Source organism: Streptomyces sp. NPDC101160, assembly GCF_044768205.1.
In the GTDB taxonomy this organism is placed as follows: domain Bacteria; phylum Actinomycetota; class Actinomycetes; order Streptomycetales; family Streptomycetaceae; genus Streptomyces.
Window position 1 is genome coordinate 1,664 of the sequence record NZ_JBIWPJ010000018.1, and the last position, 1,640, is coordinate 3,303.

Annotated in this window: 1 rRNA gene (cut by a window edge); it reads right to left on the bottom strand. The window is 57.0% G+C overall.

Going from position 1 to position 1,640, the window contains the following annotated elements:
- Positions 1-1,588: ribosomal RNA gene (locus ACIRSU_RS36180) — 23S ribosomal RNA — on the bottom strand (it extends 1,631 nt beyond the left edge of the window).
- Between the last annotated feature and the right edge of the window lie 52 nt (positions 1,589-1,640).

Below are 1,640 nucleotides of genomic sequence, written 5' to 3' on the forward strand. Positions count from 1 at the left end.
TCGACCGAAGTCTCCAGGGCGGCTTCACGGCCTTAGCATTAATGGATTCGATATTGGGCGTTTCAAAGCGGGTACCGGAATATCAACCGGTTGTCCATCGACTACGCCTGTCGGCCTCGCCTTAGGTCCCGACTTACCCTGGGCAGATCAGCTTGACCCAGGAACCCTTAGTCAATCGGCGCACACGTTTCTCACGTGTGTATCGCTACTCATGCCTGCATTCTCACTCGTGAACCGTCCACAACTCGCTTCCGCGGCTGCTTCACCCGGCACACGACGCTCCCCTACCCATCACAGTCCCCGTTGGGGGTATGTACTGCAATGACACGACTTCGGCGGTACGCTTGAGCCCCGCTACATTGTCGGCGCGGAATCACTTGACCAGTGAGCTATTACGCACTCTTTCAAGGGTGGCTGCTTCTAAGCCAACCTCCTGGTTGTCTCTGCGACTCCACATCCTTTCCCACTTAGCGTACGCTTAGGGGCCTTAGTCGATGCTCTGGGCTGTTTCCCTCTCGACCATGGAGCTTATCCCCCACAGTCTCACTGCCGTGCTCTCACTTACCGGCATTCGGAGTTTGGCTAAGGTCAGTAACCCGGTAGGGCCCATCGCCTATCCAGTGCTCTACCTCCGGCAAGAAACACACGACGCTGCACCTAAATGCATTTCGGGGAGAACCAGCTATCACGGAGTTTGATTGGCCTTTCACCCCTAACCACAGGTCATCCCCCAGGTTTTCAACCCTGGTGGGTTCGGTCCTCCACGAAGTCTTACCTCCGCTTCAACCTGCCCATGGCTAGATCACTCCGCTTCGGGTCTTGAGCGTGCTACTAAAACGCCCTATTCGGACTCGCTTTCGCTACGGCTTCCCCACACGGGTTAACCTCGCAACACACCGCAAACTCGCAGGCTCATTCTTCAAAAGGCACGCAGTCACGAGACATAGCAAGCTATGTCCGACGCTCCCACGGCTTGTAGGCACACGGTTTCAGGTACTATTTCACTCCGCTCCCGCGGTACTTTTCACCATTCCCTCACGGTACTATCCGCTATCGGTCACCAGGGAATATTTAGGCTTAGCGGGTGGTCCCGCCAGATTCACACGGGATTTCTCGGGCCCCGTGCTACTTGGGTGTCTCTCAAACGAGCCGTTGATGTTTCGTCTACGGGGGTCTTACCCTCTACGCCGGACCTTTCGCATGTCCTTCGACTACACCAACGGTTTCTGACTCGTCCTGTCGCCGGCAGACGACAGAAGAGAGATCCCACAACCCCGCATGCGCAACCCCTGCCGGGTCTCACACGCATACGGTTTGGCCTCATCCGGTTTCGCTCGCCACTACTCCCGGAATCACGGTTGTTTTCTCTTCCTGCGGGTACTGAGATGTTTCACTTCCCCGCGTTCCCTCCACATGCCCTATGTGTTCAGGCATGGGTGACAGCCCATGACGACTGCCGGGTTTCCCCATTCGGAAACCCCCGGATCAAAGCCTGGTTGACGGCTCCCCGGGGACTATCGTGGCCTCCCACGTCCTTCATCGGTTCCTGGTGCCAAGGCATCCACCGTGCGCCCTTAAAAACTTGGCCACAGATGCTCGCGTCCACTGTGTAGTTCTCAAGCAACGACCAGCCACCCACC